14 protein-coding genes and 1 other RNA gene are annotated in these 15,219 nt (G+C 35.1%); 8 read left to right on the top strand and 7 right to left on the bottom strand.

Features of this window, described 5'->3' with window-relative positions; genetic code table 11:
• Nucleotides 1-2 precede the first annotated feature (2 nt).
• Both kdsB and SBO79_RS10795 read right to left on the bottom strand, forming a co-directional pair.
• Entirely contained in the window at nt 3-743 is a 741-nt protein-coding gene (gene kdsB, locus SBO79_RS10800) for a 3-deoxy-manno-octulosonate cytidylyltransferase (protein ID WP_318640409.1), read from the bottom strand.
• A gap of 59 nt (nt 744-802) precedes the next feature.
• Nucleotides 803-2,224, bottom strand: coding sequence for an ATP-dependent DNA helicase (locus tag SBO79_RS10795; protein WP_318643503.1), 1,422 nt, complete (start codon nt 2,222-2,224; stop codon nt 803-805).
• Between the two features lie 159 nt (nt 2,225-2,383).
• Between SBO79_RS10795 and SBO79_RS10790 the strand changes: the two genes are divergently transcribed.
• The 3 genes from SBO79_RS10790 (at nt 2,384) to SBO79_RS10780 (ending at nt 4,187) form a co-directional block, all read left to right on the top strand.
• Entirely contained in the window at nt 2,384-3,202 is an 819-nt protein-coding gene (locus SBO79_RS10790) for a DUF3822 family protein (RefSeq protein WP_318640408.1), read from the top strand.
• A complete protein-coding gene (locus SBO79_RS10785) occupies nt 3,199-3,783 on the top strand; it encodes an RsmD family RNA methyltransferase (protein ID WP_318640407.1) in 585 nt (194 codons plus the stop codon). The genes SBO79_RS10790 and SBO79_RS10785 overlap by 4 nt, the downstream gene beginning before the upstream one ends.
• Before the next feature lie 164 nt (nt 3,784-3,947).
• A complete protein-coding gene (locus tag SBO79_RS10780) occupies nt 3,948-4,187 on the top strand; it encodes a hypothetical protein (protein WP_318640406.1) in 240 nt (79 codons plus the stop codon).
• 427 nt (nt 4,188-4,614) lie between these two features.
• On the opposite strand, the gene SBO79_RS10775 is transcribed toward SBO79_RS10780, so the two are convergent.
• Both SBO79_RS10775 and SBO79_RS10770 read right to left on the bottom strand, forming a co-directional pair.
• The gene (locus SBO79_RS10775) at nt 4,615-5,076 is read right to left on the bottom strand and encodes a DUF6265 family protein (RefSeq protein WP_318640405.1); all 462 of its coding nucleotides are present in this window, start codon (nt 5,074-5,076) and stop codon (nt 4,615-4,617) included.
• A 250-nt stretch (nt 5,077-5,326) separates the two neighbouring features.
• Nucleotides 5,327-6,247 (bottom strand): ketopantoate reductase family protein, encoded by a 921-nt coding sequence (locus SBO79_RS10770; protein ID WP_318640404.1) that lies wholly within the window; start codon nt 6,245-6,247, stop codon nt 5,327-5,329.
• A 126-nt stretch (nt 6,248-6,373) separates the two neighbouring features.
• On the opposite strand from SBO79_RS10770, the gene cls reads away from it, so the two are divergent.
• Nucleotides 6,374-7,828, top strand: a complete 1,455-nt coding sequence (gene cls, locus SBO79_RS10765) for a cardiolipin synthase (protein WP_318640403.1) — start codon at nt 6,374-6,376, stop codon at nt 7,826-7,828.
• Here cls and rnpB read toward each other — a convergent pair.
• Nucleotides 7,827-8,159, bottom strand: an RNA gene (rnpB, locus tag SBO79_RS10760) — RNase P RNA component class A. The genes cls and rnpB overlap by 2 nt on opposite strands.
• Before the next feature lie 145 nt (nt 8,160-8,304).
• On the opposite strand from rnpB, the gene SBO79_RS10755 reads away from it, so the two are divergent.
• The 4 genes from SBO79_RS10755 to SBO79_RS10740 all read left to right on the top strand — a co-directional run bounded on the left by SBO79_RS10755 (nt 8,305) and on the right by SBO79_RS10740 (nt 11,593).
• Nucleotides 8,305-8,607 carry a hypothetical protein gene (locus SBO79_RS10755; RefSeq protein WP_318640402.1) on the top strand — a complete coding sequence of 101 codons (303 nt, stop codon included), beginning with the start codon at nt 8,305-8,307 and terminating at the stop codon, nt 8,605-8,607.
• 6 nt (nt 8,608-8,613) lie between these two features.
• Nucleotides 8,614-9,690, top strand: a complete 1,077-nt coding sequence (locus SBO79_RS10750; RefSeq protein WP_318640401.1) for a DNA topoisomerase IB — start codon at nt 8,614-8,616, stop codon at nt 9,688-9,690.
• Between the two features lie 176 nt (nt 9,691-9,866).
• Nucleotides 9,867-10,952, top strand: a complete 1,086-nt coding sequence (gene dnaX / locus SBO79_RS10745; RefSeq protein WP_318640400.1) for a DNA polymerase III subunit gamma/tau — start codon at nt 9,867-9,869, stop codon at nt 10,950-10,952.
• Nucleotides 10,953-11,254: 302 nt separating this feature from the next.
• Nucleotides 11,255-11,593 (top strand): DUF8439 domain-containing protein, encoded by a 339-nt coding sequence (locus tag SBO79_RS10740; protein ID WP_318640399.1) that lies wholly within the window; start codon nt 11,255-11,257, stop codon nt 11,591-11,593.
• A gap of 41 nt (nt 11,594-11,634) precedes the next feature.
• Here the strand turns inward: SBO79_RS10740 and SBO79_RS10735 are convergent, their stop codons facing one another.
• Complete coding sequence (locus tag SBO79_RS10735; RefSeq protein WP_318640398.1) at nt 11,635-12,540, bottom strand: Ppx/GppA phosphatase family protein; 906 nt, start codon at nt 12,538-12,540, stop codon at nt 11,635-11,637.
• 252 nt (nt 12,541-12,792) lie between these two features.
• Nucleotides 12,793-14,892, bottom strand: coding sequence for a polyphosphate kinase 1 (gene ppk1 / locus SBO79_RS10730; RefSeq protein WP_318640397.1), 2,100 nt, complete (start codon nt 14,890-14,892; stop codon nt 12,793-12,795).
• Between the last annotated feature and the right edge of the window lie 327 nt (nt 14,893-15,219).

Raw genomic sequence — 15,219 nt, 5'->3', positions numbered from 1 at the left:
AGTTAAGAATGTAGTTTCTTCCAAAGAAGTCTAGCATTTATAAGATCTTCCTCAGTGTCAATTCCGATACTTAATTTGTCAGTTTCTACCATTTTAATTCTTTTTCCAAATTCTAAATAGCGCAATTGCTCTAACTTTTCTGAAGCTTCAAGAGACATTTGTGGAAGGTTGCAGAAATCTAATAAAGCAGCTTTTCTAAAGGCATAGACTCCAATATGTTGCCAATATCTAACACCAACATTTTTCTCTCTAGCGTACGGAATTACCGATCTAGAAAAATACAATGCAAATCCACTTTGGTCTACCACGACTTTTACGTGATTAGGATTTGCGATTTTTTCTTCGTCCTTTATTTCTAGCATTAATGATGCTAAATCGATATGATGTTTTTCGTCATTTTTAAAAACCTCTAAAAGTCTTTCAAGAGATTCTTTATCGATAAATGGCTCGTCTCCTTGCACATTTACTACGATGTCTGCTTCGATTCCAGCAACTGCTTCGGCAATTCGATCGCTTCCCGATTCGTGCTTTAGTTGACTCATAACCGCTTTTCCACCATTATTCACGATTTCGTCAAAGATTTCCGCTGAATCTGTTGCTACAAAAACTTCGTCAAAAAGATTGGTGTTTTTCGCAGCTTCGTAAGTCCGAAGAATTACTGATTTTCCTTCAAGATCGTGCATTAGTTTGGCGGGAAATCTTGTAGATGCGTATCGTGCGGGGATTATTGCTATAATTTTCATTAGAATGTTTTTGGTTTGAATTGGCTAATATAATTGGTTTTTAAATTTTTTTCGGGAAATTAACCGGCGAAACTTTCATCTTTAAATCCTATCAAATATAGTTTATCTTTTGCTCTCGTGACCGCGGTATAAAGCCATCGGATATAGTCTCTTGTAATTCCGTCAGGTAAATAAGGCTGTTCGATAAAGACCGTATTCCATTGTCCACCCTGAGATTTATGACAGGTTATCGCATAAGAAAACTTCACTTGAAGCGCATTAAAGAAAGGATTTTCTTTTACTTTTTGAAATTTCTTATATTTGCTAGGTTCGTGTTCATAGTCCAACATTACTTCTTGATAAAGTTTATTCGATTGTTCGTAGGTTAACGATGGCGATTCGCTGGTCAAAGTATCGAGCAGTAAAATTGTTTCTAGCGGAATCTGATTTGGATAATCAACCATTCGGATTTTGACTTTTGCGAATTTGAAACCGTAAAGTTCCTGAATCGAAAATAATTCAAGAATTTCGATAATATCACCATTTGCTACAAATCCAGCTTCGTCAGTTTCTTTAAGCCAGAAATAATTATTTTTGACCACCATCAAAAAATCTCCAGTAGAAAGTTCGCTTTCTTTACCAAGAATTCTAGTACGGATTTGCTCGTTGTATTGATTTGCTCGCTTATTAGAACGAACGATAAAGGCGGTGTCTTCAATACTATAATTACTGTAAGCCGAATTGATTGCATCTTCGATATCATAACCATCCTGAAGTCTGATGATGTCTTTGAACTTCTTTACATAGAACTGAAAATCTGGAATAAAATCGGATTTTAATAATTCTCGAAGCTCGGTTGCATTAAATAAAATTCCCGAATCTTCTTCTTGTCGCATTACCTCGTCAAGTTCTATCGTAAAAACCTCCTTATTGTAATGCATTCCAAGAGTATCGGTATTTAGCGCCGGACTGATATCCATATTTATTGGCGGAAGCTGTGCGGTATCTCCTAATAATAGTAGGCTGCAATTTTTTCCATTATAAATATAACTGATCAAATCATCCAATAGTGAAGAACTGTCCATTTTTCCATCTGTGGACATATCCGAAATCATCGAAGCCTCGTCGACGATAAAAACGGTATTGGTATGCTTATTTATTTGATTGGTAAAATTCACGCCTCCACCCTGCCCTTTTTTTGGGAAATAGATTTTCTTGTGAATTGTAGAAGCTGGCTTTTCTGAATAATTTGCGATTACTTTCGCCGCACGTCCGGTTGGTGCTAGCAAAATATATTTTTTATTTATTTCTAATAAGCTATTTACGATAGTTGCAATGACCGAAGTTTTTCCGGTTCCTGCGTATCCTTTTAATACAAAAATGCTGTCGTCTGATTTGTCAGTCAGGAAAACGGCAGCCATCTTAAAAAAAAGGTCTTGTTTTTCGGTTGGAGCAAATGGGAAATTTCTAGATAGTTGGGCGTAAAAAGCGGCGGAGTTCATCATTATAAATTCTAAAATCAACTGTAAAGATAGCGTGGAAATGGCAGAAATTCTATTTGTAATTATGGTTTTAAAATTCTAATTACTGGTATTTTGATTGAAAAGCGCCTTAGCAATAAGCAAAAATTATTGTAAGTTTGCTCACATCAATTTTTATCAATGTCTGAGACTATAAATACTTTATCTAAAAATTCGAAAAGGCTGGTTTTGCAGGTTTCCTTAAAGGGATTCTCATACTGTTGCTTTGACAAATTGACAGGTGAAGTCCTATTTCTTAAAGAAGTTTCGTTTGAAGCGGCTTCTAGAACTTTTCGTACAGAAGATTTTTATTGGAAGGCTTTTGTCGAAGATATTCAGCTGAGCAAGGCTTACGAAGATGTATTGGTTATTCACGATAATAATCTGAACACTTTTGTGCCTACTGCCCTATTTGATCCCGAAATTGCTGGATCTTACCTGCAATATAATACCAAAGTTTTTTCGAGTGATTTGATTGATTTTGATTCGATTGAGAAAGCTGAACTTAGCAATGTTTATATTCCTTATGTAAATATCAATAATTTCCTATTGGATCATTTTGAAAGTTTTTTTTATAAAAACAGCAATACCGTTCTTGTCGAAAATTTATTGAAATTATCAGATACAGCGGGTCAAACCGAAGTTTTTGCGCATATTGGTTCTGAAAGTTTTGAGCTGGTAATTTGCAGAGATCAGAAGTTATTGCTTGCCAATTCTTATGATTATAAAACCAAAGAGGATTTCTGCTACTATTTATTATTTTGTTTAGAGCAGCTTTCGCTAAATCCAGAAGTAGTGAATTTACACTTCCTCGGTTCGATTGACGAAGAAGATCCAATTTTTAAAATCGCCTACACTTATGTTCGCAATGTTGGCTTACTTGATTTGCCTGCGCGAATGACCAAACAACAATACTCTACCGCAGAGAATTTGAAACATTTTATTCTATTTAACTCGTGAGAATTATTTCTGGAAAATATAAAGGGAGACGAATTACTGCTCCCAAAAACCTACCTGTCCGTCCAACAACCGATATGAGTAAGGAAGCACTTTTTAATGTGTTGAACAATCATTACGAATTTGAAGATCTAAAAGTTCTAGACCTTTTTGCGGGCACAGGAAATATCAGTTATGAATTTGCATCTCGTGGAGTGAAAAATATTACTTGTGTCGATGGAGATATGGGTTGCGTGAAGTTTATAAAAGAAACTGCCAAACTATATGATTTCCCAATTGCCGCAGTAAAAAGCGATGTGATTAAATATTTAGAGCGCAATACAAATTCATATTCCCTGATATTTGCTGATCCACCTTATGGATTTGAACAAAAAACATTTGAAGCAATTGTCAATTTAGTTTTCGAAAAGAATAGCCTTTCGGAGGAAGGAATGTTGGTTATCGAACATTCAAAATTTACCAAGCTTGATCATTTGCCTCACTTCTCGTTTATGAAAAGTTATGGAGGATCAATCTTCAGCTTCTTCAATTTTGAGGAAGAAATTGAAGAAGCTGAAGCAAGCGAAAAAATTGAAAAAAGCTAAATAATCGAAATAAATAGAGTCGCGTTAAAGTCTCTTACTTATATAAATATTAAAAGCCATTTCTCTCGAAATGGCTTTTTGTTCTTTGTGGAACTAAAATAATTAAATACCTTTAAGAGAAATGGTAATTGGAAAGTTTTAATTAGAAAAATAAATTAATTACTATGAAAAATGTTATGAGTATAGATAGTAAAAAACTAGTATTAATCGAGTGGATTTCTAGAATTAACGATTTTGCAGTTATCGACAAATTAATAGAATTAAAGGAAAAAGAAATCGACTCAGATAACTTTTTAATTTCAAGGAATGAACAAAACTCTATAGATTTAGGTATTGAGGATGCTAATAATGGAAAACTTACAGCGCATTCAGAAGTAAAAAAGATTTATGAAAAGTGGTTATAAAATACTTTGGTCTCATTCTGCTTTAGCTGAGTTAAAAAGGATAATTTTTTATCTCGAAGAAAATTGGAGTTAAAAGGAAATATCTAAATTCTCTAAAGAGCTCGAAAAAGTTATTAAATTAATAACTGACAACCCAACTATTTTTCAAATTGCTATTTCTAATCAAAACCTGAGACGTGCAGTAATAGCAAAACACAATACTCTATACTATAGAGTTAAAGGAGATTCGATTTAAATTATATCACTTTTCTCACATCGACAAAATCCAGAAAAATTAAATAAATTTTTTTAAGTTGCGTCTTCCAATAGCTTTTAAAATTAATCTTACGGTCAACAATACTTTTGAGAAATTAATAATGCCCAAAAAGCCATTTCTTTCGAAATGGCTTTTTGCTGTTTGTGAAATAATGCTTATTGTGGACTACTCCTATTTAAGTTTCTCAAATTCAAAAGGAATTTTCATATCGCCACCTTCGATTTCTGCTTTCAGCAGTTCGCCATCTATTTTGTAGCAGATGATTTTCGGAAAATCATTTTCTTGATTTTCGCAGGTAAATCCATCTTTTGAAATTTTGGAAAGTTTAAAAACTGTCTGAGATGCTTCTCCTTTTTGATTGACAGAAAAGTTCCAATCAGTATTGGTTTTTGAAAGAATGACATCTTCTTGCCAAATGGTGTCTTTATCTTTGATTGTAAATCCAATTCCTTGATATTCCGTTGGACCTAGTTTTTTCCAGTTTTCGAAAGTATTCCTATCGGGTTTTTCATTTGTACGAATCCAGCTTCCTATTAAATAATCGAAATTTTGATCATTTAGCTGATCGTTTTTCTCTGCTTTTGGAATGCAGGAACAGAAAGCAAATACTAGTAGAATCATCAATTTTTTCATATTTGTCAATTTTTAAAGTGGTTATTTAAAAATGATAAATTCAGTCGAAGACGTCTTTTGCGTGAAGGATTATCTCATTGGTTAATATTTTTCATAGGTATTCGATGAATTTCATTTGAAGTGGACCCGAGCGAAGCGAACTGGCGAAGCAAATCCTTTCTTGTGGCTTTGCGTAGCAAAAGCTACAAGAAAGATTGGGAGCGGAAAGCCTGGCCCGCAGGGACACGCCCAAATAAAAAAAATGCCAATTTTACTTATTTATCTTTTCAATAACTTTTCTATAATTTGGAGTTTCAACTTCGTAATTCTCACCTTCTTCCACAACTTTTTGCACTAGAGACTTGTACTCTGTCTGATTGCCTTTTAGATAATCTCGATGCATTGAAGATGTATTATCTTGCGGACTTTTGGCCAATTTTGCAAGCATCTTCTCAGCAATATCAAGCGGTACATCGATGCCTTTGACCGCCGCAATCATCGCAACTTCTTCTACAAGATCTACAAAAAACTGTTTATGATCATCAGAAGTCAGTATTTCGCCAATGTTTTTGTTCAGAAAGCTCGTTGTTGAAGCCAAGGCAGAAATGAAAATGAACTTCATCCAAATGGTATTGTCAATTTCGTCGGTAAGAAACGCGTGAATTTCGGCATCTTTTAGAATCTTTTCAAGCTTCTGCATCTTCTTCCACGAAGCAACATCGGAGCCAAAAAATAGCTGCTCATTAGGGCCAACTTTCTTTATTTTTCCTTTAGATTCAATGAACGCAACTATATATACGCAACCCATCAAGACTTCGCTATCCTTGAAAATATCTGCAATTCTTTCGCCAGCATCAACACCATTATAGAGTGGCAAAATCATGGTATCCTCATTGATACATTTCTGTAAAGGTGACAGAGATTCCTCGATATCGTATGTTTTGGTAGCGCAAATTAGATAATCCAATCGACCAATTTCCTTGGGATTATCCGTAACAACGCTTGGAAAAGCAGTAAAAGTATCTTTGTCAGTTTCGATTACTAAGCCAGATTTTTTGATATTCTCCATGGTCTCACCACGAGCGATAAAAATAATTTCTATTTTATCTGAGTCTTTATACGCTTTCGCTAAAAGTCCACCGAAGTAACCGCCAACTCCACCAAGACCTAATATTCCTATTCTAGTTTTCATCTTATAATTTTTTATGCTATTTACAAAGATACAATTCAATCGAGAGAGCAATTTACTTATTTTTATAAATAAATCATTCATTTTTGCTCGCTGTATAGTAACTTCACGAAGTATAAATTTTAAGCTATGGAATGGATTCTGGTCCTTCAAATAATTTACATAATTATTCTACTATTAGTTTGTATGAGAATCATTTACGATACTCAAAATAACACTAAAACAATCGCATACTTGCTTCTAGTCTTGATTGCACCGATTTTTGGAATAATTTTTTATTTTTCCATTGGGATCAATTATAGCAAGCGAAAGATGTTTAGTAAAAAACTAACGCGTGATGAGGATTTGTTGGAACAGACAAGAATTGAAGTTTTTAATTATTCAGAAAAAGTTGTCCGTAATTATCAGGAATTACTTGGTGATAAAAAACCTCTTTCTACTCTAATACTAAATGATACTCTTAGTCCATTGACGGAGAATAACGAGGTGGAAATACTTGTAAATGGTGAGCAAAAATTTCCCGCGGTGCTTGATGTTTTACTAAATGCAAAATATCATATTCATATTGAATATTACATTTACGAAGACGATATAATAGGAAAGCAAATTGAGGAAATTTTAATTGAAAGAGCGGCAAAGGGTGTAAAAGTACGTTTCATTTACGACGATTTTGGGAGCAGCACCCTCCGCAAAAGAATGGTGAAAAACCTTCGTGAAAACGGTGTAGAAGCGTTTGCATTTTCTAAAGTTCGTATCTTGGTGTTAGCCAATAGATTAAATTATCGAAATCACCGAAAAATTATCGTTGTTGATGGATCAAAAGGTTTTGTGGGTGGTATAAACGTTAGTGATAAATATAGTAATGACTCGAATAATCCCGGACTTTACTGGAGAGATATGCATTTAAAAATTAGCGGGGCGGGTGTTCATTATTTGCAGTACTTGTTTTTGTGTGATTGGAATTTTTGTGCAAAACAGCAATTGCAACCAAACGACGAGTTTTTTCCAAAGAATATTCCAGTTGGAATTAATTCAAATAAATTAGTTCAAATTGTTGGTAGTGGCCCAGATTCTGACCGACCATCGGTGATGTTTTCACTTTTGCAAACAATTCAGTTGGCCAAAGAAGAATTGTTAATCGCCAGTCCTTATTTTATTCCAGGAAATTCTATAAAGAATGCGTTAATAACGGCTGCTTTGAGTGGAGTTTCTGTAAAACTTCTAGTACCGGGAATCTCAGATTCTAAAATTGTAAATTTAGCTGCTAGTTCCTATTACGGAATATTGTTGGATGCCGGGGTTGAAATTTATTTATATCAAAAAGGATTTCTACATGCCAAAACAATGGTTATTGACAAACAGGTTTCTATCGTTGGAACTGCCAATATGGATCAGCGCAGTTTTGAACTTAATTTCGAAGTAAATGCAGTTATTTTCGATAGTGAAATAGCAAATAAAATGACTGATATCTTTTACCAAGATCTGCTTAATTCAGAAAAAATTGATGTGCAAAGATGGAACGAGAGAGGAAAATGGCAAGGATTATTAGAGCAAACTGCTCGATTATTATCACCATTATTATAAAAAAAGCAGACCTGTAAGCCGGATTCTGTTCTCAGTATTACTACCGATACCTTATCATTTATCTAGACTTGCAATTGCTTGCAAGCTCAAACTACCTACCCTTCAACAACGAACGAGACGCCCTTAAATGCTGATATACTTGGTATTTCACCGCATAGAGTTTACCTGTTTTCACTACAGCATTACCTGTACATACTTTCTGTTGCACTTGTCCTAAATCAATTTTTCAATGAAAAAATGACCCGACGGGTGTTACCCGCTATGCTTCTCTGTGGTGTCCGGACTTTCCTCCTTTCTGAATATTCAAATCGGCGATAAGGCGGTCTGCTGCGGCAAAGATAAGGTTATTTTTTTGCTGTTGCTGAAACTAGCAATTTTTTACTTTAACATTTTCTTGTTATAAAACAGTTGAGAAATAGAGTACTTTAGTTTTTACCAAATAGACAAAAAAACCAAACTATTAAAAAACTATTATTATGAGCCACATGTATCATTATGCAACCGTATCAAAAGCCTTAGAAGAATTAAAAGCCAAAGGCTATACAGTTGACTACAATTTGAAAGAAAACGATATTTTAGAATGTCCAAATAATTATGAAATTATGCACATCTACAGGTATGAAGGGCAAAGTGATCCAGGAGATGAAGCAACCGTATATGGAATTAAGTCTGATAAAGGAGAACTTGGCGTGTTTGTAGCTGGTGATATGGCTTTTGGAGAAAAAAGCGCAACTCGTACGCTACACGAACTAACCATAAAAGGTAGAGAAGAAGAATAGTTTGTTATGAATAGGCTACAAGCTAAATTAGAAAAAATTGGCAGCGATCCCAAACTTACCGCGAAGGCGGTGGGTTTGAGATATGCTGCCAATTCTGTTGGAGGCTATTCTAGAAAAGCTTCCGGCAAAAATTTTAAGTACTTTGATGCTGATGGCGAGCTTGTTACAGACAAAGAGTTGCTAGAGCGTTTCAGAACTCTTGTCCTTCCTCCAGCGTGGCAAGATGTGTGGATTTCTAAATACGAAAATTCACATCTTCAAGCAACCGGAATTGATTCAAAAGGTCGAAAGCAATATCGCTACCATCCTCATTGGAACAAGATGCGAAACCAATCTAAATTTTATCGACTTCGCTCCTTCGCCTTGGCTCTGCCAAAAATACGCGAGCAAGTTGATAAAGATTTGAGTCGAAAAGATCTCTGTTATGAGAAAGTAATAGCTCTTGTAATTCGGTTGATGGAAGACACTAATATCAGAATTGGCAACGATGCATACAAAAAGTTGTACGGATCTTTTGGACTGACAACTCTGCGAGATAAGCACGTACAAATTGAAAATAGCACAGTTACTTTTGAGTTTATTGGCAAGAAAGGTGTTAAGCATCAAATAGATCTAAAAAGCAGAAAACTTGCTAATCTAGTAAAAAAATGCAAGGACATTCCAGGCTATGATTTATTCCAGTATTATGATAAAGACGGTAGTCATCACACTATTAGTTCAACTGATGTAAACAATTACTTGAAGCAAATTACTGAGCAAGATTTTACTGCCAAAGATTTTAGAGCTTGGTCAGGCACAAAGCATGCACTTTCTTTATTTAGAAATATTGGAGAATTTGAAACTAAAACAGATTTCAATAGAAAGGTTATTGAAGTAATCGACTCAGTATCTTCAAAACTAGGAAATACTCGAAGTGTTTGCAAGAAATATTACGTTCATCCAAGTGTAATTGCTTCCTATGAAAGTGGTTCTATTGCAAAATATACAGAAGAATGCATTGAGAAAAGCAATGGTCTTGAAATGGATGAGGAATTGCTCTTACACCTTTTAGAAAACGAAAAGATAGCCGAAGCTCTTGTCTAACCCTTCCAGTAATATCATATAGTAGTAAACCTTAAAATTATCCAAATCAATTTTTCCGAAATTTTTCAAAATAAATTTCTAGTTTGTAAAAAGTATTACTGTTTTTGAGGCCCAATTTAGGATAAGATTTTTGTGCTACAGATTTAAAAAACTATATTTGTACACCGAGAAAAACTATGGAACAATTCGTCGTATCTGCCCGAAAATATAGACCCCAAACATTCAAGGATGTTGTTGGTCAATCTGCCATTACAAATACATTGCTAAACGCTATTGAGACAAATCATTTGGCGCAAGCATTGCTTTTCACAGGACCTAGAGGTGTTGGAAAGACAACATGTGCTAGAATTTTGGCGCGTAAAATTAATCAACCGGGATATGATGATCCTGAAGAAGATTTCGCATTTAATGTTTTTGAACTTGATGCTGCTTCCAATAACTCTGTAGATGATATCAGAAGTCTGATTGACCAAGTTAGAATCCCACCACAAACAGGAATCTATAAAGTTTATATCATTGACGAGGTTCACATGCTATCGGCAAGTGCGTTTAATGCATTTTTGAAGACATTAGAAGAACCGCCAAAACACGCAATATTTATTCTCGCGACTACTGAGAAACACAAAATAATTCCGACAATATTATCTCGATGTCAGATTTTCGATTTCAAAAGAATTACCGTTAAGGATGCAAAAGAGCACTTGGCAGAAGTTGCAGACAGTCAGGGCGTGATTTACGAAGAAGATGCATTGCATATTATCGCTCAAAAAGCGGATGGTGCCATGCGCGACGCGTTATCAATTTTTGATAGAGTTGTGTCCTTTTGCGGAAAGAATCTTACTCGCCAAGCGGTAACTGAGAATTTAAATGTTCTCGATTATGAGACGTACTTGAATATGACCAATCTTATTTTGAAGAATAAGATTCCAGATCTGCTAATTGCTTACAACGAGGTGCTTAGCAAAGGATTTGATGGCCACCACTTTATCTCGGGCTTAGCATCGCATTTTAGAGATTTACTTATGTCGCAAACTCCCTCAACTATTGCCCTTATAGAAGCAGGCGACCAAACTAAAAGAGCATATTTTGAGCAATCGAAAAAAGCCTCTGCGGATTTTCTTATGAAAGGAATTGCGATGGCAAATGAATGCGATTTAAAGTATAAAGTCAGTCAAAATCAACGATTGCTGGTCGAATTATGTTTGATGCAGCTTGCCTCTATCACATTTGATGGAGAAAAAAAAAAGTTGATGGCTACATAATTGCAGCCAAAAATTTCTACAAAAGGGTTTTAAATCGTGAAGTCGAAGCGCCGCAAATTGTCAGTGAGGGAATTCCACAAAAGCTTGATGTCAGCACAACTTCCTCAGTTGCGACAAATGCTACCGGAATAAATAATCCAGCGACGGCACCAATTGATATTACTCCCGCAACTCCTTTATCAAAACAACCATCGGCATTTTCTATTTCTAGTATTAAGGCGAAGAAAGAATTAGAAAAAAGTTTTAAACCTATTCAGCAAAATCACGAGCATTTACCTGCTTTAGATTTTACCGAACTAGATGTGAAATTTCACTGGGCCAAGTACGCACAGCGGTTAAGCGATGAAGGTTTCAAAATTATGGAGGCGTTATTGCTAATTAATGATCCGCAAGTTGATGGTACTACTATTACATACGAACTGCCAAATCAAGGTTCAAAAATTGATTTTGATGCCGAAAAGGGAAAATTAGTGAGCTATCTACGTGGTCATTTGCAAAATCATAAAATCACTATCGATGTGATTGTAAATGAGCAAATGGCTGTCCGAAAAGCCTACACAGATCAAGATCGCTACAATAGACTGCACGAAATTAATCCTGATATTGAGTTGCTTAAAAATACTTTTGGACTCTACTTTTAGAAAATGTATAGTTTAAGTAGTTGCTGATATGAAATTGAATATTAGAGTATTGTGTAATCTATTTTGTCGTAATACATCGCTTTAATTATTCCATCAGACAGTCCAATCTTTGGGACATATATACTAGAAGCACCACTCCATTTCATGGCATTTAGATAAACTCTTAATGCGGGAATAATGACATCAGCTCGATCTGGATTGAGTGCTAAATCTGAAATTCTCTGCTCATAAGACATATTATTAAGCATTGAATATTGATTGTTCAAGTAAATATAGGAAAGCGGTTTTTGTTGCAATTTTCCTGACATTTTAAACAATTTGTTAATGTTTCCACCGGTTCCAATCATGATCACTTTTTCATAATGCTCGGTTGCAGTGCGAATCCACTTCTCAATTTCTTGCCAAACATAATCGTGAATCATCTCATTCAGCAGTCGGACAGTTCCTACTTTAAATGATTTGGAAGCCACAATCCTTTTGTTTGAAAAGAGTGAAAATTCTGTGCTTCCCCCGCCCACATCAACGTATAAATAGGTTTCTTCTGACTTGATAATTTCATGCAAATCGGTAGCAGCAATGATGGAAGCTTCAGTTTTTCCTTCAATTATATTAATATTAATCTCAGCCTCAGCTCTAATAATTTCGGCCACTTCCTTACCATTAAAAGCTTCACGCATTGCCGATGTTGCGCACGCCATATACCGTTCCACTCGATGCACTTTCATCAGCAGTTTGTACGCTTTCATAGCATCGATCATCCGTTCGATATTTTCCTCGCTAATTTCGCCAACCGTAAAGGCATCTTGACCCAATCGAATTGGAACACGAACAAGGGAGCTTTTATTAAACTGCGGCTCCTTACCCCTTTCCTCGATGATATTACTCACCAAAAGCCTCATTGCATTGGAGCCAATATCTATTGCGGCAAACTTTTTAATAGTAATCATAAAATTTTTTTAAGCTCAAATATTAAAATTCTTTCAAGCATTTTTTTGTTTATTTTAAGGAGCCATTCCTGCTATTTTCTGCAATTCCTCGCCACAAAGCTGTTTTTGCAATGCCATAAAAAGATCCCGATAGCTATCGGGACTACAGGTCGCTCTTGTCTGCCAGCAAAAAACTAGCTTTGTCGTCTCCGGGATTTATGCTGCTATCAGTGCTAGCGAATAGTGCCTCTAACACGACTTTCTACAAAAATACTAAATAGGCTCCGTAATCACATTAAGTCGATCGCGGTAGTAATTGTAGGTTTCTTCTTGAGCTCTAAATTCAGGCTTACTTCCTCTGTATTTATATTTATTATCGAGCTTTTCTGAGTGATAACGAGACTTCACATTTCCTTTCCAACCAATATTAAAAGTGTCAATTAGTTCACCTTTAATATCTTTATCATAAATAGGACAAGTCACTTCTACTCTTTCTTCCATATTTCGACTCATAAAGTCGGCCGAAGAAATAAAAACATCCGGATTATCATTGTTGCCAAAAATGTAAATTCTAGAATGCTCTAGAAAACGATCTACACAGCTTATGGCTTGAATATTTTCACTCATCCCCTTTTCACCCGGAATCAATGAGCAAATCCCCCGTACAATTAATTGAATCTTAACACCAGCTCTACTAGCGTCGTATAATTTATCTATTAAACCATAATCAGATAAGCTGTTCATCTTTAATTTTATGTATGCCTTTCTTCCAGCTTTTGCATGAGTTATTTCTCGATCAATAAGTCTGTAAAATGCACCACGTGTGTAATGCGGAGAAACAATCAAATGCTTGTAGCGATGCACACGATAATTAACATCAAAAAAATCAAAGATCTTTGACATGTCTTTGGTAATCTTAGGGTGACTCGTAAAAAGAGTTACATCGGTATAAATCTTGGCGGTATTTTCATTAAAATTTCCAGTCGAAATTAGTCCATATCGCTTGATTTTGCTGTCTTCTACCCGATCAATGAGGCAGATTTTACTGTGTACCTTTAGTCCTTTAATTCCAAAAATTACCTCAATACCCTCAGTTTGCATCAATTCAGCGTAGTAAATATTACTAACTTCGTCAAATCGTGCTTGTAATTCGATTTGCACTACAACTTTTTTACCGTTTTTAGCTGCATTTATTAGAGAACTAATAATTTGGGAATTCCGCGCTAGTCTGTAAATAGTGATTCTTATTGCAATAACTTTCGGGTCCAAAGCTGCTTCTCTCAAAAATTTTATCACATATGAAAATGATTGGTAGGGCGCGTTAATCAAGAAATCTTTTTCTGCAATTCTGCTCAGAATGCTACCATCCATCTTCAATCCTTCAATCGGCAACGGAACAACTGAGGCGTATTGCAAATCAAATCTCCCTAAATTTGGAAAGTTCATATAATCACGACGATTGTGGTAACGGCCTCCAGGAATAATACTATCAGACGCATTAATCTGCATGTGCGTCAGAAAATAATTTAAAGTATCTTTTTCAATTGACTGATCATAAACAAATCTGACCGGTTCTCCAATTCTTCGATCTCTTACGCTAGTTGCAATTTTCTGAATGATACTCTTGCTCATATCACTGTCAATATCCAGCTCGGCATCTCTGGTAATTTTAATCATGTGAGCAGATACACTTTCATAATCAAAAATACTAAAGATACTTTCCAAATTGTATCGGATCACGTCATCGAGCATTATAATCGATTGCTTGTCGTCATCTGCCGGAAGTACCACAAATCTATTTAGAGTTTTAGGTATTTCAATAATGGCATAGCGGATTTCGGGAAACATGTCTTCTGGATTCTTTGGTGACTTCATGACCAGCTTCACTGCTAAATAGCCAGAAGTATCAAGCAGCAACGGAAATTCGGCCAAATCATTCAAAATAATTGTGACCATTGCAGGACTAACCTTTTGAATAAAATAATCTCTAATAAAGATTTCTTGTTCCTTAGAAACTTCATTTTCATTTATAATGAAAACATTTTCCTTTGCCAGTTGGGTTTCGATAATATTAAGGATCCGCAAACTTTCAGACTGTTGTTGTATAACTATTTTTGTAATATCCTTTACAAGCGTTTGAGCCGAAATTCCGCCCAAAACCTTTTCTGAAGAATTTCCAGAAAGACTCAATCTGCGAATTGCTGCAAATCGAACTCTGAAAAATTCATCTAAATTATTCGAAAATATACCTAAAAACCGTAATCTATCTAATAAAGGAACACTTGGATCTGCCGCTTCCTGCAAAACTCTGGCATTAAAGGCAAGCCAGCTTTTTTCGCGATCTATATATTTGTACTTTTTAATATCTGCCATATAGGAATGCTATTTCTTATGAGAAAATTTAAAAAATTCTGGTGTTAAATCTCTCTAGTCTAATTAGTGCTTAAACTTATGAAATTATATTGAAATGGACACTTCACAGCGAGTGTATAATACACTAGTTTGCTATAATTTAACAATTTGTTTGCATTAAAATAGCGGGTCTTGCAACGCATATTTTCACCTTAGTTATTAATTTTTAAAGACTGATAAAACTACGCCTAACAGCAGAAGAATGATTTTAAATATAACTTATTAAATTTCAAGCAGATAGATATGCTGAAACTTGTTTAATGAATTTATTACACAGCGCCTGTAGAA

The sequence above is a fragment of the Flavobacterium ardleyense genome, assembly GCF_033547075.1.
Classification (GTDB): domain Bacteria; phylum Bacteroidota; class Bacteroidia; order Flavobacteriales; family Flavobacteriaceae; genus Flavobacterium; species Flavobacterium ardleyense_A.
Note: the sequence above shows the minus strand (reverse complement) of the source record. Positions and strands in the feature narration are given on the sequence as shown.